The organism is Bacillus sp. FSL K6-0042 (assembly GCF_038006685.1).
GTDB lineage: Bacteria > Bacillota > Bacilli > Bacillales > Bacillaceae_G > Bacillus_A > Bacillus_A pseudomycoides.
In genome coordinates, this window is the sequence record NZ_JBBOVS010000001.1 from 3,250,998 (window position 1) to 3,275,813 (window position 24,816).

Genomic DNA, 24,816 nt, shown 5'->3' on the forward strand with positions numbered 1-24,816 from the left:
CCTCACCTTTGTAGGAATAATGTACACTATATCTTTAAATATGGTATTACGAAACAAATAAATTGTAAATGTTGACCCTTAGACGAATTGTGTATATAATTACATGTAGTTATTGAAACTACATGTAATTATATAAGGGGTTGTTAATGTGAATGCTTATGTGAGAGAACCAGTTAATGCGTTTACCCATCTAGGAGGCGCCGTGTTATCATTCGTTGCACTTTTAGCTATGCTTGTGAAGGTTTCTGTAAAAATGCCATCCGTTTCTACAATTTCAGCGGTGATTCTATTTGGAGTAGGGATGATGATTCTTTATGCAGCTTCGTCGGTGTATCACAGCGTTGTAGCAAGTGAACGGGTTATTTATTTCTTTAGGAAGCTTGATCATTCGATGATTTTCCTCTTAATTGCAGGTACATATGCACCTTTTTGCTTAATTACATTACAGGCTGCAAATGGTTTACTATTGTTTGTGCTAGTTTATGCTACAGCTATATGTGGTATTGTTTTTAAAATGTTTTGGTTTAACTGTCCGAGATGGTTATCAACAGCAATCTACCTTATGATGGGATGGTTAATTGTTTTATTTTTTGCACCGCTATCAGAAAATCTAAGCATAGAGGGTATTTTGTTTTTAGTACTTGGTGGTGTTTTTTATACGATTGGTGGATTTATTTACGGAGCAAAACCGAAATGGCTGGAATTTAAATATATAGGGCATCATGAAATTTTTCATATTTTTGTGTTATTGGGAAGCCTTGCCCATTTTTTATGTGTATATTGTTATGTGATTTAATAAGTTTTATGTAAGGGTTACATATCACGAGGTATGTGGCCTTTTTAATGGGAATAATTTAAAGTGAAAATTTAATCTCACTATATTATAGATAGGAAGAGTGAGGGGGACGGCAAAATTAGAATCAACCTAAGATTGGGCGATTCTAATTTTGCTCAATTACGTGCATATTCATTAAAGGATTTGATTAGGAATATATCCTTGATGAACTCGAACGACTTGTTTAGGCATATAATCTCACCTTTCATAAAACATAAATTTTAATTTGCGATATTTTATGATAGAAGTGCTAGTTTGGTATATGGCAAATGCTTGATTCTACTTGTTTCTAAAAGAAATGGGCAGGGAACAATATAGATTTCGAATTTTATTCCAGAATTTTCGGCGTTTATTTTTAGATATAATGCTGTTATGATAATGTTATCGTTTTCAGATTGTGTTATATGAGATTGACTTTATCTACTGTTGGAAAGAAATATACTATTTTGAAAGCGCTTTAATGATATAGTACAGTGATTGCATTCTTTGGATTTCTTTTTGTTTTGAGGTAGGAAGTCTGACTTATTTTGAATAAAAAGTGCTAGTACGCATGAAATGATAGTTGTTTCTTGTGTATGCAATTTGAAATGGGTAGGACAATATCACTAGTATGATTTTATGTTACGAGGAGGTTAAGGTGTGAAAAAATATGATTTTCACACGAACATATATGGGTTACGTTGGGTTATTGCTTTCAGGCGCAGCTTTGTTTTTAAATAGTCTTGTCATATTAGGAAAAGCAGAGGAAAAAAGTGCAGGTGTTTTTAATTTATTTGTAGGGATGCTGCAAATTGTCATTCCGTTTTACCTCATTATGATTTCTGATCAAAGTAATTGGACTGTATATTCATATGCAGCTACTTTTTTATTTGGTTTAACGTATTTGTATGTAGGTATCACCTTTATTACGGGAATGAGTGGAAATGGGCTAGGGTGGTTTTGCCTCTGGGTGGCTCTTGTTGCACTATTTTATATGGTTGTATCGTTCGTTCAATTTCAAGATATCGTTAATGCACTGACTTGGTTTATGTGGGCGCTTCTTTGGTATTTATTCTTTGTGTTAAATATACAAAAAAAGAATATAAACCAATACCTTGGTAGGGTAGCGTTTGTACAATCATGGGTAACGCTCACGTTGCCATCGCTTCTTTATTTTATGGGGATATGGGGAACACCAGTAGTTTATCAGGCATGGATTTATGTATCGGTAGTTTCTATTTTATATTTCTGTTATTGCATTTTTAAATATCGAGTACGTTAATAGTAGTAAGATGAGGGAAAGAGAATCTGGCTGGATGCTCTATTCCGTCTAAAAAGAAGGGATTTATGTTGGTTTTTCAATTTGCATTTATATAGCCATTTTATTTGATTTGTTACTACACTCTTTTTTGCTTATACTGTAAAGTAATAGTGTCTTGTTGAAGTAGAAGGAGATTGTTTATGGATAAAATGAAAGAATTAATAGATGAAGCAAGGAAGTTTATTACAACTTGTTATCAAGAGCTTGCTAGAGAGCAGCAAATAGAAGAGCGTCTCAGCCAAATTGTGTCGGAAATAGAGCGGACAGGAACATATGAACACACCTTTGAGGAACTTGTTCATGGTGCACGTATGGCCTGGAGAAATAGTAACCGATGTATTGGAAGATTATTTTGGAATAAAATGCATATATTAGATGCTCGTGAAGTGAATGATGAGGAAGGGGTATATAATGCACTTATTCATCATATTCGATATGCAACGAATAACGGGAAAATTAAACCGACAATTACAATTTTTAAGCAGTATAACGGTGAACAAAATAACATTCGAATTTATAACCATCAGTTGATTCGTTATGCGGGATTTGAAACAGAAATGGGAGTGATAGGTGATTCTCATTCGATTCCATTTACAGCGTTTTGTCAGAAACTTGGCTGGAATGGAGAAGGTACGAATTTTGATGTATTGCCACTCGTATTTTCTGTTGATGGACGAGAACCTGTATATAGGGAAATTCCGAAAGAAGAGGTAAAAGAGGTTGAGATTGAGCACCCAGAATATCCATTTGTATCCTTAGGTGCAAAATGGTATGGGGTACCAATGATTTCAGATATGCGTCTAGAGATTGGTGGCATTTCTTATACAGCTGCTCCTTTTAATGGTTGGTATATGGAAACAGAAATTGGGGCTCGTAATTTGGCAGATCATGATCGTTATAATTTACTTCCAGCTGTTGCAGAAATAATGAATTTGGATACTTTGAGAAACAGTACATTATGGAAAGATAAGGCGTTAGTTGAATTAAATGTAGCTGTTTTGCATTCTTTCAAAAAGCAAGGAGTAAGTATTGTAGACCATCACACAGCAGCACAGCAGTTTGGACAATTTGAAAAGCAAGAGGCGGCTTGTGGCCGTGTCGTGACGGGAAATTGGGTATGGCTCATTCCACCATTATCGCCAGCTACTACCCACATCTATCATAAACCTTATCCGAATAATATTCTGACTCCAAATTTCTTTCATAAATAAAAACAAAAGCATTGAAATGTAGAATTTCAATGCTTTTTGATTAACTTTAATCTAGCACTTTTCCTTTCGTTTCGTTTCCGGTACACACACTAGCATTGTAATTAATCCAATTGGATAGATAATGAAAATAAGTGATAGAGCTCCGAATAAATTACCACCTGTAGCAAGTAAACCGATAATAACAGGGCCAACTCCTGCGAGATACATATCATTCTTCTTGACGATACCTTCACTATTTTCCGATAATAAAACTAACTAAACAAATAAAGGATGAATCACAGATGCTAGATTTAGTGCTTATGATGATTGAACGAGTTGGGTTAATTGTCATATTAGGTTTTTTACTTTCGCATATTAAAACATTTAGGCGCCTTCTTCATAAACAAGATGGATATACAGATAAGCTCATGCTTATTTGTATTTTTTCGTTATTTACAATTATAAGCAATTACACAGGAATTGAAATTGCAGGGAATACAATTATGAACGAAAATTGGCTGCAAGGGGTCTCCTCATCGAGTACGATTGCCAATACACGTATTATGGGAGTTGGAATTAGTGGTTTACTAGGTGGACCGATTGTCGGGATTGGCGTTGGATTTATTGCTGGTATTCATCGTTATATGCTTGGGGGAACAACAGCCCTTAGTTGTGCGATTTCATCTATTTTAGCAGGAATTATTACCGGTTATATTGGCCGTATTTTTCAAAAGCATAACCGTGTGATTACACCTGAATTCTCAGCTGTTTTAAGTGTTTTTATTGTATCTTTGGAAATGGTTATGATCTTATTTATTGTAAAAGATGGATTTCACGTTGTAAAAAAAATCGCAATACCGATGATTCTTGTGAATAGCTTCGGTAGTTTTATTTTACTTTCTATGGTACAAGCTATTTTGCGCCAAGAAGAAAATGCAAAGGCTTTGCAAACTCATAAAGTACTTCGGATTGCTGATAAGACATTACCTTATTTTCGCCAGGGATTAACGGAGGAATCTTGTAAACATGTGGCACAAATTATCCATCGTTTTACAGGGACAGATGCGGTATCTTTAACAGATACAGAAAAAATATTGGCGCATGTTGGATTAGCATCTGATCACCATATCCCTTCTCATAGTTTAATTACAGGATTATCAAAAGAAGTATTAAAAACAGGGAAAATAATGAAAGCGAAATCACGAGAGATTATTAATTGTCAACATGAAGAATGTCCTTTGCAGGCAGCAATCGTTATTCCGTTAACTTCGCATGGCAATACAATCGGAACATTAAAGCTTTATTTTAAAAATCCGAACCAATTAAGCCGTGTGGAAGAAGAATTAGCAGAAGGGTTAGCGAAGATTTTCTCAACACAGCTTGAGTTAGGAGAGGCAGAATTACAAAGTAAACTACTTCAAGATGCAGAGATAAAAGCATTACAAGCACAAATTAATCCGCACTTTTTATTCAATGCGATTAATACAGTATCAGCTTTATGCCGTACAGATGTAGAAAAGGCAAGAAAGCTCTTATTGCAACTTAGCGTGTATTTTCGTTGTAATTTACAGGGAGCACGCCAGTTACTTATTCCATTAGAGCAAGAGCTGAATCATGTACATGCATATTTATCATTAGAACAAGCAAGGTTCCCAAATAAATATGAGGTGAAAACATATATTGAAGAAGGATTACAAACAATTTTACTCCCACCATTTGTACTGCAATTGTTAGTGGAAAATGCACTTCGTCATGCCTTTCCGAAAAAACAACCAATTTGTCAGGTAGAAATTTATGCACACGCGCAGGGAGATATGGTTCATTTTAAAGTGAAAGATAATGGTCAGGGAATTGAACAAGGGCGCTTAGAGCAATTAGGAAAGGCAGTCGTTCCATCGAAAAAAGGAACAGGAACGGCGCTATATAATATTAATCAACGGTTAATAGGACTGTTTGGGAAAGATACAACACTTCATATCGAGAGTGAATTAGAAAAAGGGACAGAAATTTTATTTACAATTCCGATTCAAAACATAGGGGAGGAAGAAAGCGGTGTTAAAGGTATTAGTAGTTGACGATGAGATGTTAGCACGGGATGAATTGAAATATTTATTGCAGCGTACGAAAGAAGTGGATGTAATTGAAGAAGCTGATTGCGTGGAAGATGCATTAGAAAAGCTAATGGGGAATAAGCCGGATCTTGTCTTTTTAGATATTCAGCTTTCAGATGATAATGGATTTGAGATTGCGAATATATTAAAGAAAATGAAGAACCCACCGTCCATTGTTTTTGCAACAGCTTACGATCAATATGCGCTGCAAGCATTTGAGGTGGATGCATTAGATTATATTTTAAAGCCGTTTGATGAAGAGCGAATTGCACAGACACTGAAAAAATATAAGAAGCGAAAGCAAACTGAAACAGAGAAAAACCAAGATGTAGCTACGGAGATGTATAAGCTTGCATTGCCAATAGAAGAATCCATTGTGCTCGTGAATATTGAAGATATTGTTTATGTGGGACTTGTGGACGGGAAAGTAACTGTAAAGACGATTCGGGAAACATACGTAACCCATGATACGCTTGTTATTTTAGAAAAGAAGCTGCCGCAAACGAGCTTTATGCGCGTTCACCGTAGTTTTATTGCGAATATCAACCATATTTCGGAAATACAGCCCTGGTTTAACTCTACTTATAATTTAATTATGAAAGAGGGATCTAAGGTACCTGTAAGTCGTACATATGCAAAGGAACTTAAAAAGCTGCTTCGTATTTAAGAAGCAGCTTTTGCATTTCATCCCGTTATTTTTGTAACTGATTCCGTATATTTGACGTTCTGATATGTAAACGCTTACTTAAACATTTACATCATATACAATGAAGGTACCAAATCGAAAGAGGTGGCCAAAATGAGTACAAAAAAAGTATACAGTTTCTTATCACAAGCATTTGTTTTTTCAGCTATCATGTTGGTTTCTCATATTATTGCAACGCACTTACCAATTCCAATGCCTTCATCAGTAATCGGATTAGTCATTTTGTTTAGTCTATTATGTTTAAAGGTTATTAAGTTGGAGCAGGTTGAATCACTTGGAACGGCGTTAACAGGTATTATTGGATTTCTTTTCGTACCATCTGGTATTTCCGTTATTAACTCTCTTGGGGTAATGGGGCAATACTTTGTACAGATCATAACTGTAATTGTTGTCGCAACAATTATTTTACTAGCAGTAACAGGGTTATTTGCACAATTTATTCTAGGTAAAGATGAAAAAGAAACAACTGATACAAAACAATTAGATGTTGTAAATAAAGGACGCAAACACGGAAAAGTTGCGTAATATATCAGACCATATATGGTTAGGAGGTAATGAACATGGCAAGCACAATGACTCCATACTTCGGAATCGTCGTTTCATTAATCGCATACGGGATCGGAACATTCTTATTTAAACATTCAAAAGGGTTCTTCTTATTTACACCACTGTTTGTAGCAATGGTACTTGGTATTGTCTTTTTAAAGGTTGGAAATTTTACATTTGAAGAATATAATACTGGCAGTAAAATGATTAGTTTCTTCTTAGAGCCAGCAACAATTGCCTTTGCAATTCCATTATACAAACAAGTTGATAAGCTAAAAAAATATTGGTGGCAAATTTTATCCGCTATCGTTGTTGGATCTGTTTGTTCGGTGATTGTCGTGTTCATTGTCGCAAAAGCAATTGGTTTAGATACATCTGTAATGAACTCTATGCTACCACAGGCAGCAACAACAGCAATTGCACTACCAATATCTGGAAGTATCGGTGGTATTCCAGCAATTACATCTTTTGCAGTTATCTTTAACGCAGTTATTGTATACGCACTTGGTGCTTTATTCTTAAAAACATTTAAAGTGAAAAATCCAATTGCGAAAGGATTAGCGCTAGGAACTGCGGGACATGCACTTGGCGTTGCGGTTGGGATTGAAATGGGTGAAGTAGAAGCAGCGATGGCAAGTATTGCAGTAACGGTCGTTGGGGTTGTAACAGTAGTTGTTATTCCAATGTTTATGCCATTTATCGGCTAACAGAATATGTTTTGTGAAAAATATAAAAGCAAGCTATTCGTAGGACAGATTTCTACTGATAGCTTGCTTTTTGTGTTACAGTAGTGGTAAGACCTATTTTATATAAAAATAAATGAGATTTTCCTTAAATCTTCATTAATACTTTGGATAATACGTTCTGAAAAGGACTATTGTATTGTAAAATAGAAAGTAGCTAATGTATCTTGATCTTAAATCTAGCGAAAGCAAAGAAGATAGGTAGGAGAGTCCATAAGCACTCGATTTGTGGGAGAGATAAAGAAAATCCCACTTATTAAAGTCTCACTTTATAGGACAGGAGAGATCACTCGTCGATTATGCAAATGAAAAGCCTGTTTCAAAGCAAAGGATTCCAAAGATTACTCGTACTGCTCTTGTTGGCTCTTATATTATATGGGCTACAAAGTATGTTTAATTTAATTTTAATTACGTTCATTCTTACGTATTTAATGGATCGATTCCAAAAGTTTATTTCTCGAAAACTCGATCATTTTATGCCGATTAATCGAAAAATTATTATAGCGTTATTATATGTGACGTTAGTTGGTGGAATCACTGTTACGTTAGTTAAGTATCTGCCAGTACTAACGGTGCAAATCTCACAATTAATCTACCAGTTTAATGTATTCTTTAAAAATCCACCAGATAATGAAATTATAAAGGCAGCAATTAATGCCATTAACCATATGGAGCTTTCCAAATATATTGGTCAAGGTGTGGACATTCTTTATAAATCCATCGCCAATGTTGGGAAATTTGGGCTGCAATTTTTCCTTTCTCTTATTTTAAGTTTATTCTTCTTGCTTGAGAAGGCACGTATTGTCGCTTTTACCGCGAAATTTAAAGAGAGCAGACTTGCCATTTTTTATAATGAAATTGAATATTTCGGAAAGAAATTCGCACGTTCTTTCGGAAAAGTAATTGAAGCGCAGTTTTTAATTGCTATTGTTAATTGCGTTTTATCTGTTATTGCGCTATGGATTTTAGGATTTCCACAATTGCTTGGTTTAGCGTTAATGATCTTTTTACTCGGCTTAATTCCAGTAGCTGGTGTAATTATTTCGCTAATTCCACTCTGCATGATTGCTTATAATATTGGTGGCATTACATATGTTGTCTATATTATAATTATTGTTACTTTCATTCATGCACTTGAAAGTTATGTGTTAAATCCAAAATTCATGTCACAAAAAACGAATTTACCGATTTTTTATACATTTATGGTATTAACTTTCTCTGAACACTTTTTAGGTGTGTGGGGGCTTATTATTGGTATACCAATTTTTGTGTTCCTATTAGATGTGTTAGATGTGACGAGCGATGAGATAGAAAAAGATTCTGCTGAAAAATAGAGTAAAAGAAAAAGCATCGGACGCCGGTGCTTTTTCTTTTATAACTTCTAACTTCTTATGCCATACTGTAAGAAGAATTAAATAATTGGGGTGAAATAAATGACTATAAATGAAAAGGTAGAAATTGCAACGTTTGCAGGAGGGTGTTTCTGGTGTATGGTTTCACCATTTGAAGAGATGGAAGGTATTATACAGGTTGTTTCAGGTTATACGGGTGGGTATAAAGAGAACCCGACTTATAAAGAAGTTTGTTCTGAAACAACAGGGCATTATGAAGCGGTACAAATTACATTCGATGCAAATAAAATGCCATATGAAAAATTATTAGACATTTATTGGAGGCAAATTGATCCAACAGATATTGGAGGTCAATTTCATGATCGTGGACAATCTTATGGAACTGTAATTTTTTATCATAGTGAAGAACAACTTGAACAAGCAGAAGCTTCAAAAATGGCACTTGCTGAGAGCAGTCGGTTTTCGAAACCAATTGCTACAAAAATACTCCCTGCTACTACATTTTATCCAGCTGAAGAGTATCATCAAGGATATCATAAGAAAAATGCATTTCGCTATGAATTATATCGCCAAGGATCAGGACGCGATACGTTTATTAAAAAGCATTGGCCGAAAGATAATGTGCATTTAAAAGAGCGATTAACAGATATGCAATTTTATGTAACACAAGAGAATGGTACAGAGCCCCCGTTCCAAAACGAATATTGGAATCATAAAGAGGAAGGAATTTACGTAGACATTGTTTCTGGTGAACCACTATTTACTTCTTTAGATAAATTCGATAGTGGATGCGGTTGGCCGAGTTTTACAAAACCAGTGATGTCCGCTAGTGTAAAAGAGAAAATGGACGTTAGTCACAATATGACGCGTACGGAAGTAAGAAGTAAAGAAGGCGATTCTCACCTTGGGCATGTGTTCCCAGATGGGCCAGGTCCGAATGGTCTTCGTTACTGCATTAATTCAGCAGCGCTTCGGTTTATTCCGAAAGAGGAATTGGAGAAAGAAGGCTATGGAGATTTTTTAATCTTGTTCGGAAATAAAAAATAACCTCGCATATTGCGAGGTTATTTCTTTATTCTACAGTTTTCTTTTTCTTTTTAAACTTACTGAGTACCTCATAAACAATTGGAACGATAAGAAGTGTTAGTAATGTTGAACTTGTTAACCCACCAATTACCGTTACTCCAAGACCTTTAGAAATTAATCCACTTCCTTCGAATCCTAGTGCAAGCGGGATAAGGGCACCAATTGTTGCGATTGCAGTCATTAGAATTGGGCGTAAGCGTGTTGCGCCAGCTTCTAACAATGCTTCGCGTGTTGATAGCCCCTCGCGCTCCTTATGAATAACACGGTCGATGAGAACAATTGCATTTGTTACAACGATACCGATTAACATAAGGGCACCAATCATTGCCGATACGCTTAACGTTTCACCAGAAATCAATAAGGCAACAAGGGCACCGATGATTGTAAATGGTAGCGAGAATAAGATTGCGAGTGGTGCAAGTGCACCGCCGAATGTAACGACAAGAACGAAGTATACAATGGCAATCGCAGCTAACATTGCTAGGCCAAGTTGTTTAAATGATTCTTGAATATCTTTTGTAACACCACCTATAGAAACATCTGCACCAGAAGGAAGATCCATTTTATCTACTTCTTTCTGGACAGCAGCAGATGCTTTAGAAACATCATCAGATGTTAATTTTGCACTTACTTCTGCATAAACGCGACCATCACGATGTGTTACTGTATTGGAAGTTTCACCTTCTTTTACAGTCATAACATTTTTAACAGCAACCTCGTTGCCAAGTGGTGTTGTAATTTTACGATTTGTTAAATCATCAATTGTTTGATAATCATGTTTTTCTGCTTCTACATATACGTTAACATCTTTACCGTCTTTTTTGATTGTAGTAAGAACAGGGCGATCATGTTGATTAGAAAGTCCCATTCCAATTTGGGCAGCGGTTAGCCCCATCTTACTTAATTTTTCTTGATCAGCGACTAATGTGTATTCTGCGTATGTTTTTGCAATACTAGAGTCAACATCTTTTAAATCTTTATTCTTTTTCATGATGTCCTGAATATCTTTAACAACAGGTTTGATGTCTTCTGAGCTATCTCCGTATACGTACAGCTTGATTTCATTGCTACCGCCACTTGCTCCGAAGTCTTGGCTTTTCCATTCACCTTTTCCTGTCATCTTTTGTAAGTCTTTAATAACTTGTTCTTTCTCTTTGTCGAAGTTCTTTGTGTCATTATCATACTGAACGAAGAACATAGCTTGATTTGTTTTACCTGGACTCATTGGGTTTTCTCCACCTAATGAGAACTGAATTGTTTTTACATCTTTTTTATCTTGGAAGTGTTTTTCAGCTTTTGTTGTAATTTTTTCAACATCTTCTAAAGTTTGCCCTGGTGCAGGGTTATACGTTGCAATAATCATTTTCTCTTCTTCAGATGGTAAGAAACTGACACCGATAATTGGTAAAAGTGCAAGGCTACCTACTAATAAAAGAACAGCAAGGCTAGATGTAATGATTTTATGGTTTAATGCCCATCCAAGCAGGCGTCTATAGCCATTTGCTAATTTACTTGGTTTTTCTTCATGATGTACTTGTTTTTCTCTTGTACTTTCCTTTTTAAATAAAGAGTGTGCTAACATTGGTACAATTGTAACTGCTACAAGTAATGAAGCTAACAAGGCAAAGACAATTGTTAAAGCGAACGGTAAGAACATTTCACCAATCATACCTTTTACAAGTCCAAGAGGTAAAAAGACTGCAATTGTTACAATTGTTGAAGACATAATCGGAACAAACATCTCTTTTGTCGCTTCACGAACTAAGTCTCTACCTTTTAATTTTTCGTCTGATAGGGACATGCGTCGGTAAATATTTTCAATAACAACGATCGAATCATCGACAACGCGCCCAATGGCAACGGTCATCGCTCCAAGCGTCATCATATTAAGTGTAATATCCAGCTGTTTTAATACTAAAACAGCAATTAATAAAGAAAGTGGTATAGAGACAACAGAAATCAATGTTGTTCGAATGTTTCGTAAGAACAACATAATAATAACAATAGCAAAGATGGCACCAAATATTGCTTTGCTAAGCATAGTATCAACTGATTTCTCAATCGGTGCACCTTGGTCAAATGTTGAGATGATTTCTAAGTCTTTATATTTTTTCTCAAAGTCCTTCACTTTGTCTTTGACCGCATTTACGACATCAACTGTATTTGCATCAGCAGCTTTGATGATTTGAATGCCGATTGCTTCTTTTCCATTTGTACGCGAAATAGATTCGGCTTTTCCTACTTCTTTAATATCGGCGATTTCATCTAATGTAACAGTTGGGATTCCGCCAGCTAAAGCTGGATTCATCTGAGGTGCTTGGGCTTGGGAACCTGCTCCTGTTCCAGCGTTACCTTGGCCACTTGCTGCTGAAGGGACAGCAGGAATTTTCATTTCTTTTAAAGCTTTGAGTGTTGTAATATTACCATCTACAACAACTGATTTCTCCGTATCTTTAAATGTATATAGGCCAAGTGGTAAGGATACGTCAGAACCTTTAATCATATTTTTAACAGTATCTTCACTTAAACCTAATTCTTTCATCTTATCTTTTTTGAAGACAAGTTGTACTTCATCTACTTGTTGTCCAGCAATTTGAACAGATGCAACACCATCAAGCCCTTTTAATCCTGGAACGATATTTTTTTCAACTTTTTCAGTTAAGGCAGCTAAAGATTCATCTTTACTTGCTACGTTTAATGAAATAACAGGGAAGGCATTAAAGTTTACTCGAGAAACTTTTGGGTCTTTCACGCCTTCTGGTAATTTTACATTTGCAAGTGCTTCTTTAATTTCAGTTTCAGCTTTTTCCATATTCTTATCAAAGTCATACTCTACTTGAATAGACGAAGCATTTTGATAAGAGGAAGAACTGACAACGTTCACGCCATTTAAATTCTGCAGCTGTTCTTCCATCGGTTTCGATACCTTATCAGCTACTTCTGCTGGTGTAGCACCAGGATAAACCGTTGTTACCGTTACAACAGGGGTTGTAATGTCAGGAATTGTCTCTAGTTTCATATTAAGACCAGAGTAAATTCCTGCAATGGTAACAATAATGGCTAGTAGCCAAACTGCGAACTTATTTTTTAACGAGAAGTTAATGATTTTGTTCATGTTTGCGCTCCCTTTTTAACGTGTATTGACCAAGCGGTCAGTCTAATACATAATATAACTGACTGAGTGGTCACTCGTCAATGAAAAGGGATGGTATAATAAAAGTAAGTTAAAATGTTATGATGCGAGATTGAATTAGGAGAGAAGATATGAAAGAAAAAGAACGTTTAATTATAGAAATGGCAATGAAGTTATTTGCAACTAAAGGTGTGAACGCAACGTCGGTACAAGAGATTGTAACAGCATGCGGTATATCAAAAGGAGCATTTTATCTATATTTTAAATCGAAAGATGAATTGTTATTAGCAACACTCCGATATTATTATGACAAAATCCATAAAAAGATGCTGGCTATTGATGGAGAATCATTGCTGCCACGTGAAAAGTTTGAAAAACAACTACATTGTCAATTTAACGATGTACAAAAACATAAGGAATTCATTATTATGCACGCGAGAGAAAATGCAATTCCTTTTAATAAAGAAGTAGAAGCATTTATGATGAGAATGAAGCTCGAGTCACATGCATTTTATCGAAATAGTTTATTATCAATTTATGGTGGACAGGTTACTCCATATCTTTTAGATCTTGTTATTATGGTAGAAGGGATATGCAGGGGTTATTTAGAGTTAATTATTTTAAATGTAGCTGAAATAGATTTATTTCATGTTTCATCATTTATTTTAAAGAGGATGGATGATCTTGTAGCAGGTCTTGTACAATCTAAGGATACGCCTGTTTTACATGAAGAAAAGCTGGGACAATTCTTTTGTAGTTCAGAGCTTATTAAAGAGCAGGCAAAAGAGCACTTTTTACAGGAAATTGTTACGTTCAAACGTACATTAGCAGATCAATTAGAAAATGATGAGTTATTAGTGACTTTAGATGTTCTTGAAGCTGAAATGAGGTTGCTAAATCCAAGAATTCCTGTTATTCAGGGAATGTTAGCAAATTTAAATGCCTATCCTGATTTGAAGGATTTTAAATTACGGCTTAAAGGGTATTATAATATAAAAGGGTTTTAAGTTTGTGGTTATCGTAAAGAGTTGATATGAGAAAAAGTCGTTTTTTTATATAAAGTAAAACTTTAGTCAGTGAGGGCTTCATCCCCACTGATTATTAGCCTTCACCAATTGGGCTTTTACGGGCAGTTTATCTCCCGCCTAACTTCTTTGCTTTTACTGAATTTTGACGTGGAAGTATTACTGTCCACGAATAGCGAGATAAAAAAGGTATCGTTATATTTTACAACGATACCTTTTTGTTTCTATTTATAATGAACTTACTGTTTCTCTTTTAGGCTCAGAAGTATCTTTCTGATCGACATTTATTGTTTCTTTCACAATATAAATTGGACGGTTTTTACTTTCATCATAAATACGAGCAATATATTGACCAACGATTCCAAGGCCAAGTAATTGAATTCCACTGAAGAAGGTAATGGCAACCATAATAGATGCCCAACCTGTTTGGATATCTTTTCCGATTAATTTTACAATAACAGAGTATAGTAGAACTGCAATGGAGATGAAAACAGACATTATACCTAAAGTCATGACGATTCTTAACGGCTTTGTGGAGAATGCAATAATACCATCTGATGCAAATTTAATCATTTTCTTTAGTGGGTATTTTGTTTCACCAGCAAAACGTTCATCTCTTTCATATTCAACATATGTTTGGCTAAATCCAACCCAAGACATCATCCCGCGAATGAAACGATTTCGCTCTGTCATTTGTTTGAAAACATCGGCTACTTTCCGATCGATAATTCGAAAATCACCTGTATCCTTTGGAATATCGATATCAGACATATAGTTTAAGAAGCGATAAAAATATTTAGCTGTTAAAAGTTTAAACCAAGTTTCACCCTTACGTTGCTTTCTTTTTGCATAAACAACTTCATAGCCTTCTTGCCATTTTGCTATAAGTTCAGGAATGACTTCTGGCGGATCTTGTAAGTCTGCATCTATAATTACGATAGCATCTCCACTTGCGCAATCAATACCTGCTGTTACAGCTGTTTGGTGACCGAAATTACGTGCGAAATTAACGACTTTAGCACGATAATCGTTTGCAGCAATTTCTTTTAAAATTTCCATTGTTCGATCTGTACTTCCATCATTTACAAATACAAATTCATAATTGATATTATTTTGAATCATGACAGATTTTAAACGATTATAGCATTCCTGTGCTACTTCTTCTTCGAAATACATAGGAACTACAATTGAAACGAGTTTGTCCATGTTTCTGTCCTCCATAGTTTCAATAAATTTTAATAGATTCTAATTAGTAGGAGTTTTCGCTTTGATTAAACGTCCAAATTTTATTAAGGAAAAAGTTTATCATCATACCAATACCGATCGCAAAAATTTGTGCAATAAATTCATTATATAAAAGTTTGTCTACCAATATAAACAAGCTAAATGTATTAAAAGCTAATACGATTAGATTTACAATCAGAAATTTTAAAAAAATTGATAGATTTTTACCGTTAGATCGAAACACCCAATTTTTATTCCAATAATAGCTATTTGCAACGCCAATTAAATAAGAAATAATATTTGCAATAAGGTAATTCATTCCAAATTTAACTAAGATTATATAGCTAATAATTGTAATCAGTGTATTAAAGATTCCTACTAAACCGAACTTTAAGAATTTCTCCATAATAGTATCCTCATCTTTATAAAATATATAAATAAAATAGATTGTACTGGAATGTTATTCGTACATAACAACTAACAACTAACAATTATAGCATAGTTGTTAGTAACATGTTACATATTTTGGGTAGATTAATTTTTTTACTACGAATAGCATTTTTTATTTTAATCCCAATATTTAGAAATGATAATGTTTTAATTGCAAAATTTCTTGAAGGAAAAAAGTTAGGCGAGATGAAGGGGAGAATGGGGAATTTCTCCTAGAAATATAATTCTTATTGTTTACAATTTTGATATAAGGGAATAAAAATTTCCTTTCATATAACTTTGATTAGTCTAATCGTTGGTACCAAATCGAATATGGCAATCCCAGTGTTATTAATGTATAGTAATTTGTAGTGGAATCCAATGATTGGGATATATGAGAGTTGTTTTAATGAGGAAAATAATACTCGGGAATTTTTGGGTTATTCCGTGTTTTATAAAGTAATGTAGACCAGTATTTAGGAATGTTTTTGTGAACAATATAAAGATGCTCTTGTAATATTCTTGTATAAATATAATTTAAAAGGAGTGAAATTGTTGAACGCATTTTTAAAAGGGTTATCAACTTTTTCGGCACGAACCGTATACATTATTTACGGGTTTTTTGCTTCAGTATTAATTATTAATTACTTCTCTGATACGCAAAAACACAATTATGTATTATTGGTAGTTAGTTTTTTATTCTTGTGTTTGATTGGGACTTTTATACTTAGAAAAGGTTCAATGTATCTTGAAAAATTAAACGAAACAAAATGTTTTTTGGTATTATTAATTGCTTGTTTGGCAGTTAAATTAACTTGGATTTTCTTATATAAAATTGAGCCACTCGTAGATTATGCAACTTTTTATTATACTGCAGAATCACTCAGCAAAAATTTTGTTATTAGTAGCAGGTATGTAGCGCTTTTTCCACATATTTTTGGATATGCATCATTCTTAAGTATTTTCTTTAAAATATTTGGAGTAAGTTATATGATTCCACCTATTGTTAATGTAGTATTGTCGACGATATCAATGGGATTAATATATTTTATATGTAGAAAAATTGGCGGTGTTAAAACAGCAATAACTGCAAGTATTTTATGGATTCTTTTGCCTTCACAAACTATTTATAATATGTTTGCAATTTCTGAACCGCTGTATTGTACAATACTGCTGTTAATTTGGGCGATCATGATTATTGTTTATGAGAAGCTCCCCAATATGGGTGTTAAAAAATTGCTCCTTTATTCAGTTTTATTAGCTGCATTACTTACGTTAATGAATATGGTACGTCCAATTGCAGCGGTGCCTATCATAGCTTTAGCTATATGGCTTTTTATAATAGATACAGGGCATATGGGTAATAAAAAAATATTTTTAAATAAGGTGACATATATAGGCGTTATCATATTGGGATATTTTGTTTTTTCTTCAGCAGCAAATCATTATATAACATTGCGTTTGGGAGAAGAGATAGCATCAACACCTGGATACAATTTTTATGTAGGATTTAACACGGAAAGTTCAGGAACATGGAATGCGGCAGACTCTGAATTGCTTTTACATTACAATGATAGACCAGGATGGACTGCGAATGAGGTTCAAAAACAAATGTTAGAAGAAGCAAAGAAGAGAATACAAAGTGGTAGTATAGATTTTCCAAAGCTATTTTTTGATAAGTTTATCATTTTTTTAGGTGAAGATAGTCAAGCTGTTGGATATGCACAATCAGTAATAGATCATAATGTACGATACGCTGTAATGTCTAATGTTTTTTATTATTTTTTAATTGCAACCTCATTGATAGGTGTTTTGAAAGCATTTAAAAATAGAAATAAATCTTCAGTTTTCATTATTTGTCTTTACACGATAGGGTTAACATTAGCACAAATGTTGGTAGAAGTAGCGCCAAGATATCATTATTCTGCTACAATGCCTATGGTTATTTTAGCTGCTTATGGTATTAGTCAAATTTATAATAAGAAAAATGATATCGATCCTATTAACAGGATGAATTATAAAATAAGATAGAAAGATATCATATCCTTAGAAGTATTATTAATAAAAAAGCTATATAGTTGTTCTTTTGGTAGTACTTATATGTTTAGTATGGAAGAATAAGCTAAGAAAACAAGCAGCTGTTTAGAACAGCTGCTTGTTTTTTATCTCGCATTAACGGAAGGATTTTTATTATAGATAATTAAGCGTTTTGCCCAGCCCATTCTTCTACATTCCAAACTTTCGTTATCCAATCCTCATAGAAATCTGGTTCGTGACATACAAGAAGGATTGTTCCTTTATATGCTTTTAAAGCTTTTTTTAATTCTTCTTTAGCTGAAACATCAAGGTGATTTGTTGGTTCATCAAACAGGATCCAGTTGCTTTCTTCACCCATTAATTTACATAGACGGACTTTCGCTTGCTCTCCACCGCTTAATTGGCTTAATGGACGAGAGATATGCTCGTTTTTTAAACCACATCGTGCTAACATTGCCCGAACTTGATGCTGATCTAGACTTGGGAATGTATTCCATACATCATCGATAGGTGTTAAATTCTCAGCTTTTACCTCTTGTTCGAAGTATGCAGGTTCTAAGAAGTCACCAAGGCTTGTTTTCCCGCTTAATGGTTTAATTTTACCCAGGATTGTTTTTAATAATGTTGATTTACCAACACCATTACATCCAACAATCGCGATTTTTTCTCCACGCTCAATTGTCATCGTTAATTTTGGTAATAATGCATGTGTGTATCCAATTTCTACATCTTCACCTTCAAAGACAAAGCGACTGCTTGCGCGACATTCTTTGAAAGAGAATTCCGGTTTAATTGCTGTTTCTGGGCGATCAATACGCTCCATGCGATCTAGTTGTTTTTGACGGCTCTTCGCACGGCCTGTCGTAGAATAACGAGCTTTGTTTTTTGCGATAAAATCTTCTTGTTTTTTAATGAATTCTTGCTGCTTTTGATAAGCGTTTAAATGTTGATTTTTATTGATTTCAGCTAGCTCTAGGAATTTTTCATATGTCGCTGTGTAACGCGTCATTTTTGAGAATTCTAGATGGAAAATAACATCAACACATTTGTTCATAAATTCCGTATCATGGGAAATTAAAAGGAACGCATGTGGATATTCTTTTAGGTAATTTGTTAACCATTGAATATGTTCAACATCTAAATAGTTGGTCGGCTCATCAAGTAATAGTACCTCTGGTTGTTCAAGTAATAGCTTTGCAAGTAATACTTTTGTACGCTGCCCACCACTTAATGCAGAAACATCACGGTCTAATCCAATTGCATCAATTCCAAGACCACGTGCAGCTTCTTCGATTTTAATATCTAATAAATAGAAACCACCTGCTTCAAGCGCATCTTGAATCTCTGCCATTTGATCAAGAAGTTCTTCTAATTCTTCCGGCGTAGCTGTTCCCATTTTCTCAGTAACGATATTGAGTTCTTTTTCTTTCTCAAATAAAGGTAAGAACGCATCTGTTAATACGTCACGAATCGTTCTGCCCGGTGTTAATATTGTATGTTGGTCTAAATATCCGTAATGTGTACCAGGTGTCCATTCTACGCGTCCTTCATCATGGATAAGTTGTCCAGTAATAATATTCATAAATGTTGATTTACCAACGCCGTTTGCACCAACTAAACCAACATGTTCTCCTGCTAATAAACGCATTGATACGTCTTTAAATAGTGTACGATCACCAAATGTATGACCTAAATTTTCAACTGTTAATAAGCTCATAATGTCCTCCGTCCATTTCAAAATAGTATCTTGAATCATGATACTAAATTCTTGGATATAATGCTATCCTTTCAAAATGTATATTTTTTCAAAAATAGGGTTGCTTATTTTTATAAAAGGAATATACTGTAATTGAACGGTGGTTAATTAAATTGTGAGGTATGAGAAATGTCGCCAAGAAGAGCAGTTAAACAAGAATTAACGAGAGAAATGATTATGAATGCAGCGAGGGATTTATTTATAAAACAGGGTTATCAACATACTTCAATGCGTAAAATTGCATCAGAATTAGGATATAGTCATGGTTCAATTTATTATCATTTTAAAAATAAAGCAGAACTGTTTTATGCGATGGTAGAGCAGGATTTTCAGTTATTAAATCAAAAGTTAGATGAAGTCACTGCTCAAAATTTAGGGCAGAAAGAGCAATTAAAAGCAGTTTTATTCGGATTTATTGAATTCGGTTTACGAAATCAAAGTCATTATGAAATCATGTTCTTAATTAAAGATAATGAATTAAAAGAATGTTTAGCAGATGGACCAAATGTTAGTTATGAAAAGTTTGCTTCTGTTATATCTTCCTTATGTAAAGGGAATATAAATGTAATGACAATATGGTCTGTTTTCTTATCATTACATGGATTTGTTGCACATTATTGTAGAAGTAATCAAACGTTTGAAGATGTGCAAGATTTAGCTGCTGCACATGTGAATTTTATTGCGAAATCGCTTCTTATGTAAGTGATTTTCTTTTTACAATTAATTGAACAGCGGTTAATTAAAAGGGGGATTAAGATGAAAAAGGCGTTAGTATTGGGAGCATCTGGAGCAATGGGATATGCAATTACAAAGGAATTGTGCGGGAGAGGGATTGATGTAATTGCTTTTGCGAGAAATAAGGAAAAGCTAGAAAAGCTGTTTTACGATGAGGAAAGAATACAAATAATAGCGGGAAATGTATTTAAGAAAGCAGATATAATGGAAGCTGCTAAAGATGTAGATGTGATCTTTCATGCTGTAAATATTCCGTATACGGATTGGGAGATAAAACAGCCAGAGTTACTAAAAAATATATTAGAAGCGACGAAACATCACGGTGCTAAATTAGCGATGGTAGATAATATTTATGCGTATGGAAGACAAGGACGAGGGAAGGTAACGGAAGAGGTTGTAAAGAATCCACATACAAAGAAGGGGAAAATTCGTTTGCAGCTTGAATTGATGGCGAAACAGGCTGGTGTACCGGTACTTACTGCTCATTTCCCAGATTTTTATGGGCCAAATGCAGAAAGTACGCTTGTTCATCATACGTTACAAGGTGTTCTTGCAAATAAAACATCTAGCTTTGTCGGGGATAAGAAGCTTGCTAGGGAATATATTTTTACGCCGGATGGAGCTAAGGCGATTGTTGAATTAGCATTACGTGATAGTGCATACGGGCAAAACTGGAACATACCAGGAGTGGGTGTAATTACAGGGGAAGAGATGATCGGGCATATAAGAGAATTAACCGGATATAAGAAGCCTATAATGACTGTGAAAAAACGTATGATTGGAATGCTTGGCTTATTTGATAAACAAATGAAAGAGTTTGTAGAAATGTTGTATTTGACAGAAGAACCGGTTGTATTGAGTGGAGAAAAGTATGAGAGTTGTATTGGTAAAGTGCCAAAGACATCTTACCGTGAGGGACTAAAGGAGACTATTTTGTTTTTGGAGGGGAGAAATTAGATAAAAAAGAAGAGCAAACTGTTCTAATATTGAACGATTGCTCTTCTTTTTTCTTCTATTTAAAATAACCTCGAACGATTCCTTTTAAACGATTTGCATGGAATTTGCGTTTATCATTCGAAATATTTTGCGTCATACGGAATGTAGCGGCTGCAACCGCACGTAAAAAGTATGGGAAGCCATAATGTAAACGAATTACTCTTCCGAAACCACCGGCATAGGAAATGGCTCTTTTTAATGATTGCTCATTAATGACTTCCTCTTTTACTGGATGGTATACGAATAGGTCTTTTTTAAATAGTCCTGTATATCCATTTTTCATACCGCGTAGTACGAAGTCAGTTTCTTCACCAGCTCCGTAAATTGTTCCTGATCCAACACCTAAGTCTTCATCAAATGTACCAACATCTTGCACAAATTGTTTCGTAAAGAATAGTGTGAAAGACGGTCCCATGAATCCATATTTATCATTTAAAATAATATCTGTTTCTGGTGCATGTACTAATGAGCCTGTTCCTTCAACATTTGTAGTATTTGTTGATATAAATTGAATATCCTTATCCTTATTAAATGTTTCTAGGGTGCTTTCCAACACGTTTGTTTCATAAATACAGTCATCATCCGGAAATGCGATAATATCACCATCAGCTACTTTTAATCCTGCATTACGGGCACGGGATAATCCTTTAATAGGCGTATAAATATAGTTGATGGAAAATTTTTTTTTATAATCTTCAAAGAGATCAGAAATTGGTGTATCGTTTTGGTCAACTACAATGAGCTCAAAGTTTTTATAAGTTTGTTTTTCTAATGAGTTTAGTAAATCAAGAATGTCATCACGTCTGCCGCAAGTGGCCATGATTAAAGAAAATTTCAATTGTAACAGCTCCTTCAAGAGGGTTCATTTGTTCATATACAGAAAAGAGTTTGTATTTCTTACGTCATTTTACATTAAGCTCTTTTAAATCTTGCTTTTATTTTGTCTAACAGCATAAAGAGAATTTCATCTTTCGCTATGAATAGGATAAGTGCATAAGCTAATCCACATGCTAACATTGTGACGATAACTTGTAGAATTTGTCCGGAAATTATCGTATTCACTAAGAATGCTATTGGTAAAAATGTTAGTGAATAAAACAGGTATTTTAGCTTTTGCATATCGAATAATGTGTAATTTACTTTTAATTTCTTTTTTATATAAATATATTCCAATACAATCAATGCACAGTTAGCAATCGTTGTTGTAATAATTGCTGTTGTTGGTGTAAGTACACGGAAGAATACAAGTGCAAAATTTAATACAAGGTTTATAAAACCGCAAATGAATAAAAAGCGCACTAAAATACTTTCTTTCTTTTTCACATAAATAATTTGGTTTGATAAAATAGATTCAATTCCTACTGAAATCATATAAAATGCGAAAACCATTAATGTGTCACCAGCTCCAGCAAATTGCCTTCCGCCATAAATAATAACGGCCCCATGAGCGATAAGCATTAAACCAATAGCGGCTGGGAACAACGTAATGAAATATACTTTTGAAATTTTGTTTAGTAATGATTCATATTCTCCATCATTTGCGTTTCCTGATAAATAAGAAAGCCTTGGAATTGTAACTTGTACAACACTTGACATAAGTGTGTTAATAATAGTCATAATCTGGAAGGCCATTACATAGAAAGCGACCGTAGCTTCTCCTTTATTTTGTAATAAGAAGAGGCGATCTAATTGTGTATATAACATATTGGCGTTTGAAAAGATAACGACTAATACTAAAGGTTTTAAATGTGGAACAATTGTTAAATTAGAAAAATCAAATTTGACTTGACGCTTCACATATACAAAGCTAATAATGTGGTTTAAAAATGTTGATAAAGCTAATAAGCCAGCGAATTTTTTATAGTCATCCACTCCGTGAATTAGAGCGAAAAGAAGCACAACATAAGTAAGTCGGACGATAACTGTTTTCTTCGTAATGAAATCATAATTTTCATGTGCCTCGTTAAACCATTCTACGTAAAACAAATTTGAAATAAAATTGAATCCGAAAATGAGCAGTACAGGAAATAAATTCTGATCACCATATCCAAGGTAGCTAAAGAGTACGAATGTCACTAGAGCCAGGATACTGGTTGTAAAGTTAATCACATATAGACTTGTGAACAATTGTGAAACTTTTTTCTTATCATTTTTTACTAAGCTGATTTCACGTAATCCATATTGATATACACCAAATACAGCAAAAATGAAAAAATAATTAAAAATGGTTTCAGCGGAGCTAACGGTTCCTATTGAAGTAGCCCCGAGTGTTCGGTATGCGTAAGGGCCTACTAAAATTGGAAGAATGATATTAAAGGTATTGAGCAATATTTTATAGAAAATATTTGATACAAGTGACTTTTGCATAATTTCACCTTTCCGTACAAATGAAAGTCAAATAAAGTACCTTTCATGTGAATCATATTAGTTATTGGAATAGATTCCTTAATGAATCAATTATTATTACTTGTAGTTAATAACTACGGGTATAAGTTTACCTCACATAAACTTTGTAAAGCAACTATTGGTTGATAGGTCAGATAGAATAAAGACTTCAGGTGAAATATGAGATTTGTTCTATTTGTATTTAGGCTAGTGGACGATTATATAGTAAGTATAGTGGTATTATGAAATCTCTGTAACGGTGAATACAAAGGAACATAGAGAGGGGATGCAAGTAAAAGGTACGGAATAGATCTCTTTGAAATTCATGTGGTAACAAGAGTGAAATTAGACAGAATGCAATGCTAATTATATTAGAAAAGGAAGATTATTCTTATGTAAATAAAAAAGCTGCCCTAAAGTATCTACTCAGTTACTTTGAGGCAGTCTCCTTAATTGATGGATGTTTTAATTTATACACTCCAAGGTTTGCTCAGTGTTAATACATCAGCCATTTCTTTACTTTTTGAACGATTTTCTTTTTTGCTTTGTGCACGTTCTTTTCCAGTTTTGTATAACCAATGTTCTTCTTCTGTTTCTGGTAACACTTGAGGTACAGAAGAAGGCTTGCCATCCTTTAATGCTACGAATGTAATGAAGCAAGTAGCAGCAATGCGGCGTTCCCCTTCTAATAAATTTTCTGCAACGACTTTCACAAATACTTCCATAGAAGATTTTCCAGTATAGCAAACGAATGCCTCGTAGCAAACGGAATCCGTTTGATGGATTGGAGTTAAAAAGTCAACGGAATCAATGGAGGCCGTTACGCAATGTTTCCTACTATGTCTTGCTGCTGCAATAGATGCGATGCTGTCAATTTCCGCTAATAATTTTCCGCCAAATAATGTTTGATGATTGTTTAAATCATTTGGGAAAACACGCGTTGTTTTAATTGCTTTTGATTCTCTCATAAATTTTTTGTCCATATAATCTACTCCTATTTCTGTTTCCTATATAAAAAAGATGGGTATTTTCTATCGAATATTATTTGTTATTTAGACGATTGAGATCCGATAAAAAGTTTACTTCATTAAAATAGAATAATATTGTATTTCCATGCGTGTAACTGAAAGAAAATTTAATTTGTATAGATTGTAGTGTAAAAGAGGTTTCGCTTACATTGCAAGCGAAAAAGTGAATGTTATATTTTTCTATATAAAGTGAAACTTT

The 24,816-nt window shown here is 34.2% G+C and carries 20 protein-coding genes and 2 pseudogenes; 14 read left to right on the plus strand and 8 right to left on the minus strand.

Going from position 1 to position 24,816, the window contains the following annotated elements; all coding sequences use genetic code 11:
• Positions 1–148 precede the first annotated feature (148 nt).
• From trhA to MHH45_RS16720, 3 genes are all read left to right on the plus strand, one after another.
• On the plus strand, positions 149–796 hold the full coding sequence (gene trhA, locus MHH45_RS16710) for a PAQR family membrane homeostasis protein TrhA (RefSeq protein WP_016112795.1): 648 nt from the start codon (positions 149–151) through the stop codon (positions 794–796).
• Positions 797–1,505: 709 nt separating this feature from the next.
• Positions 1,506–2,096 (plus strand): AmiS/UreI family transporter, encoded by a 591-nt coding sequence (locus MHH45_RS16715; RefSeq protein WP_088094031.1) that lies wholly within the window; start codon positions 1,506–1,508, stop codon positions 2,094–2,096.
• A gap of 179 nt (positions 2,097–2,275) precedes the next feature.
• On the plus strand, positions 2,276–3,346 hold the full coding sequence (locus MHH45_RS16720) for a nitric oxide synthase oxygenase (RefSeq protein ID WP_016112793.1): 1,071 nt from the start codon (positions 2,276–2,278) through the stop codon (positions 3,344–3,346).
• A gap of 51 nt (positions 3,347–3,397) precedes the next feature.
• Here MHH45_RS16720 and MHH45_RS16725 read toward each other — a convergent pair.
• Positions 3,398–3,547, minus strand: a pseudogene (locus tag MHH45_RS16725) (MFS transporter); the annotation flags it as partial.
• Between the two features lie 80 nt (positions 3,548–3,627).
• Here MHH45_RS16725 and MHH45_RS16730 point away from each other — a divergent pair.
• The 7 genes and pseudogenes from MHH45_RS16730 to msrB all read left to right on the plus strand — a co-directional run bounded on the left by MHH45_RS16730 (position 3,628) and on the right by msrB (position 9,830).
• A complete protein-coding gene (locus MHH45_RS16730) occupies positions 3,628–5,400 on the plus strand; it encodes a sensor histidine kinase (RefSeq protein ID WP_088094020.1) in 1,773 nt (590 codons plus the stop codon).
• Positions 5,378–6,103, plus strand: coding sequence for a LytR/AlgR family response regulator transcription factor (locus MHH45_RS16735; RefSeq protein WP_088094019.1), 726 nt, complete (start codon positions 5,378–5,380; stop codon positions 6,101–6,103). Before MHH45_RS16730 ends, MHH45_RS16735 begins: the two co-directional genes overlap by 23 nt.
• Positions 6,104–6,235: 132 nt before the next feature.
• Positions 6,236–6,667: an antiholin-like murein hydrolase modulator LrgA gene (lrgA, locus tag MHH45_RS16740; protein WP_016112789.1), complete on the plus strand. Its 432-nt coding sequence runs from the start codon at positions 6,236–6,238 to the stop codon at positions 6,665–6,667.
• 35 nt (positions 6,668–6,702) lie between these two features.
• Positions 6,703–7,395 carry an antiholin-like protein LrgB gene (lrgB, locus tag MHH45_RS16745; protein ID WP_088094018.1) on the plus strand — a complete coding sequence of 231 codons (693 nt, stop codon included), beginning with the start codon at positions 6,703–6,705 and terminating at the stop codon, positions 7,393–7,395.
• 335 nt (positions 7,396–7,730) lie between these two features.
• Positions 7,731–8,765, plus strand: a complete 1,035-nt coding sequence (locus MHH45_RS16750) for an AI-2E family transporter (protein ID WP_016112788.1) — start codon at positions 7,731–7,733, stop codon at positions 8,763–8,765.
• Positions 8,766–8,864: 99 nt separating this feature from the next.
• A pseudogene (msrA, locus tag MHH45_RS28085) lies at positions 8,865–9,332 on the plus strand (peptide-methionine (S)-S-oxide reductase MsrA); the annotation flags it as partial.
• A gap of 72 nt (positions 9,333–9,404) precedes the next feature.
• Entirely contained in the window at positions 9,405–9,830 is a 426-nt protein-coding gene (gene msrB, locus MHH45_RS28090; RefSeq protein WP_375337735.1) for a peptide-methionine (R)-S-oxide reductase MsrB, read from the plus strand.
• Positions 9,831–9,855: 25 nt separating this feature from the next.
• On the opposite strand, the gene MHH45_RS16760 is transcribed toward msrB, so the two are convergent.
• Complete coding sequence (locus MHH45_RS16760; RefSeq protein WP_088094016.1) at positions 9,856–12,984, minus strand: efflux RND transporter permease subunit; 3,129 nt, start codon at positions 12,982–12,984, stop codon at positions 9,856–9,858.
• A 149-nt stretch (positions 12,985–13,133) separates the two neighbouring features.
• On the opposite strand from MHH45_RS16760, the gene MHH45_RS16765 reads away from it, so the two are divergent.
• Positions 13,134–14,009 carry a TetR/AcrR family transcriptional regulator gene (locus MHH45_RS16765; protein WP_088094015.1) on the plus strand — a complete coding sequence of 292 codons (876 nt, stop codon included), beginning with the start codon at positions 13,134–13,136 and terminating at the stop codon, positions 14,007–14,009.
• Positions 14,010–14,255: 246 nt separating this feature from the next.
• On the opposite strand, the gene MHH45_RS16770 is transcribed toward MHH45_RS16765, so the two are convergent.
• Entirely contained in the window at positions 14,256–15,233 is a 978-nt protein-coding gene (locus MHH45_RS16770) for a glycosyltransferase family 2 protein (protein WP_016112784.1), read from the minus strand.
• Positions 15,234–15,276: 43 nt separating this feature from the next.
• Positions 15,277–15,657, minus strand: coding sequence for a GtrA family protein (locus MHH45_RS16775; RefSeq protein ID WP_016112783.1), 381 nt, complete (start codon positions 15,655–15,657; stop codon positions 15,277–15,279).
• Positions 15,658–16,235: 578 nt separating this feature from the next.
• Between MHH45_RS16775 and MHH45_RS16780 the strand changes: the two genes are divergently transcribed.
• Positions 16,236–17,711 carry a glycosyltransferase family 39 protein gene (locus MHH45_RS16780; RefSeq protein WP_016112782.1) on the plus strand — a complete coding sequence of 492 codons (1,476 nt, stop codon included), beginning with the start codon at positions 16,236–16,238 and terminating at the stop codon, positions 17,709–17,711.
• 169 nt (positions 17,712–17,880) lie between these two features.
• On the opposite strand, the gene MHH45_RS16785 is transcribed toward MHH45_RS16780, so the two are convergent.
• Entirely contained in the window at positions 17,881–19,473 is a 1,593-nt protein-coding gene (locus MHH45_RS16785) for an ABC-F family ATP-binding cassette domain-containing protein (protein WP_139350024.1), read from the minus strand.
• Positions 19,474–19,602: 129 nt separating this feature from the next.
• Here MHH45_RS16785 and MHH45_RS16790 point away from each other — a divergent pair, with 129 nt between their 5' ends.
• Positions 19,603–20,175, plus strand: a complete 573-nt coding sequence (locus tag MHH45_RS16790) for a TetR/AcrR family transcriptional regulator (protein ID WP_088094014.1) — start codon at positions 19,603–19,605, stop codon at positions 20,173–20,175.
• Between the two features lie 54 nt (positions 20,176–20,229).
• On the plus strand, positions 20,230–21,165 hold the full coding sequence (locus MHH45_RS16795) for an SDR family NAD(P)-dependent oxidoreductase (protein WP_088094013.1): 936 nt from the start codon (positions 20,230–20,232) through the stop codon (positions 21,163–21,165).
• A gap of 55 nt (positions 21,166–21,220) precedes the next feature.
• On the opposite strand, the gene MHH45_RS16800 is transcribed toward MHH45_RS16795, so the two are convergent.
• The 3 genes from MHH45_RS16800 to MHH45_RS16810 all read right to left on the minus strand — a co-directional run bounded on the left by MHH45_RS16800 (position 21,221) and on the right by MHH45_RS16810 (position 24,572).
• The gene (locus tag MHH45_RS16800; protein ID WP_088094012.1) at positions 21,221–22,042 is read right to left on the minus strand and encodes a glycosyltransferase family 2 protein; all 822 of its coding nucleotides are present in this window, start codon (positions 22,040–22,042) and stop codon (positions 21,221–21,223) included.
• 74 nt (positions 22,043–22,116) lie between these two features.
• A complete protein-coding gene (locus tag MHH45_RS16805; RefSeq protein ID WP_088094011.1) occupies positions 22,117–23,571 on the minus strand; it encodes an oligosaccharide flippase family protein in 1,455 nt (484 codons plus the stop codon).
• Between the two features lie 488 nt (positions 23,572–24,059).
• A complete protein-coding gene (locus MHH45_RS16810; RefSeq protein WP_003209287.1) occupies positions 24,060–24,572 on the minus strand; it encodes an acyl-CoA thioesterase in 513 nt (170 codons plus the stop codon).
• Positions 24,573–24,816 lie beyond the last annotated feature (244 nt).

Bases quoted from the DNA above. Each gene is read 5' to 3' on its own strand.
- MHH45_RS16715 (WP_088094031.1), top strand. From the start codon at position 1,506: ATGGGTTACGTTGGGTTATTGCTTTCAGGCGCAGCTTTGTTTTTAAAT.
- MHH45_RS16720 (WP_016112793.1), top strand. From the start codon at position 2,276: ATGGATAAAATGAAAGAATTAATAGATGAAGCAAGGAAGTTTATTACA.
- MHH45_RS16730 (WP_088094020.1), top strand. From the start codon at position 3,628: ATGCTAGATTTAGTGCTTATGATGATTGAACGAGTTGGGTTAATTGTC.
- lrgA (WP_016112789.1), top strand. From the start codon at position 6,236: ATGAGTACAAAAAAAGTATACAGTTTCTTATCACAAGCATTTGTTTTT.
- lrgB (WP_088094018.1), top strand. From the start codon at position 6,703: ATGGCAAGCACAATGACTCCATACTTCGGAATCGTCGTTTCATTAATC.
- MHH45_RS16750 (WP_016112788.1), top strand. From the start codon at position 7,731: ATGCAAATGAAAAGCCTGTTTCAAAGCAAAGGATTCCAAAGATTACTC.
- MHH45_RS16760 (WP_088094016.1), bottom strand. From the start codon at position 12,984: ATGAACAAAATCATTAACTTCTCGTTAAAAAATAAGTTCGCAGTTTGG.
- MHH45_RS16765 (WP_088094015.1), top strand. From the start codon at position 13,134: ATGAAAGAAAAAGAACGTTTAATTATAGAAATGGCAATGAAGTTATTT.
- MHH45_RS16770 (WP_016112784.1), bottom strand. From the start codon at position 15,233: ATGGACAAACTCGTTTCAATTGTAGTTCCTATGTATTTCGAAGAAGAA.
- MHH45_RS16775 (WP_016112783.1), bottom strand. From the start codon at position 15,657: ATGGAGAAATTCTTAAAGTTCGGTTTAGTAGGAATCTTTAATACACTG.
- MHH45_RS16785 (WP_139350024.1), bottom strand. From the start codon at position 19,473: ATGATTCAAGATACTATTTTGAAATGGACGGAGGACATTATGAGCTTA.
- MHH45_RS16790 (WP_088094014.1), top strand. From the start codon at position 19,603: ATGTCGCCAAGAAGAGCAGTTAAACAAGAATTAACGAGAGAAATGATT.
- MHH45_RS16795 (WP_088094013.1), top strand. From the start codon at position 20,230: ATGAAAAAGGCGTTAGTATTGGGAGCATCTGGAGCAATGGGATATGCA.
- MHH45_RS16805 (WP_088094011.1), bottom strand. From the start codon at position 23,571: ATGCAAAAGTCACTTGTATCAAATATTTTCTATAAAATATTGCTCAAT.
- MHH45_RS16810 (WP_003209287.1), bottom strand. From the start codon at position 24,572: ATGGACAAAAAATTTATGAGAGAATCAAAAGCAATTAAAACAACGCGT.